We start from the raw sequence: 649 nt of genomic DNA on the forward strand, positions 1-649 counted from the left end.
GACGTGCGCTTCAAGAAGCAGGAAGAGGCGGCAACCGTCCGCCAGAAGGCGATGGCCGAATACGCCGCCGAGAGCGACGCCCGCCAGGCCAAGACCAACAAGCTGCGGGCACTGCGTCTCGCCAAGGAAGCGGAAGACCTCGCCAACGCGCCGGCGGAACCCGCCAAGAAACCGGCCCGCGCCAAGAAGAAGTAGCCCAGCCACGTCTGGAGCCATACAAGCGGCAACGCTTATCCGGAAGAGCCGGCGAAGGCTGTTTTCCATCCCGCCTTTTCACGCGAAGCAATTTCAACCGGAACCGGGATGTTATCTCACCCGCCGACGGTCGATGATCGACGCGTTTCAAACAGGAGACCGCCATGACCGCACTGCCGCTCGAAAAAGCCAGGCAAATCATCGAAACCGCCTTTGCCAAGGGCTCCGATCTCAAGCTCAAGCCGCTCGGCGTCTCGGTGCTCGACGCCGGCGGGCATCTGGTCGCCTTCCAGCGCCAGGACGGCGCCTCGTTCCTGCGTCGGCAAATGTCGGCCGGCAAGGCCTATGGTGCGCTCGCCATCGGCATGGGCTCGCGCAAAGTCGAGGCCTTCGCCAAGGAGCGCCCGCATCTCGTCGCCGGCATCTCGGACGTCTCGGGCGGGCGCGTGCTGCC

Annotated in this window: 2 protein-coding genes; both read left to right on the forward strand. The window is 65.0% G+C overall.

Annotated elements, in window-relative coordinates; genetic code table 11:
* Positions 1-195 (forward strand): hypothetical protein (locus tag EN884_RS37785; RefSeq protein ID WP_128361221.1); only part of this gene is annotated, 195 nt, incomplete at its 5' end.
* A 164-nt stretch (positions 196-359) separates the two neighbouring features.
* Positions 360-649, forward strand: a 290-nt coding sequence (locus tag EN884_RS37790) for a heme-binding protein (protein ID WP_128361222.1), incomplete at its 3' end; no start/stop codon positions are given.

Source organism: Mesorhizobium sp. M7A.F.Ca.AU.001.01.1.1 (genome assembly GCF_004022735.1).
Lineage (GTDB): Bacteria > Pseudomonadota > Alphaproteobacteria > Rhizobiales > Rhizobiaceae > Mesorhizobium > Mesorhizobium ciceri.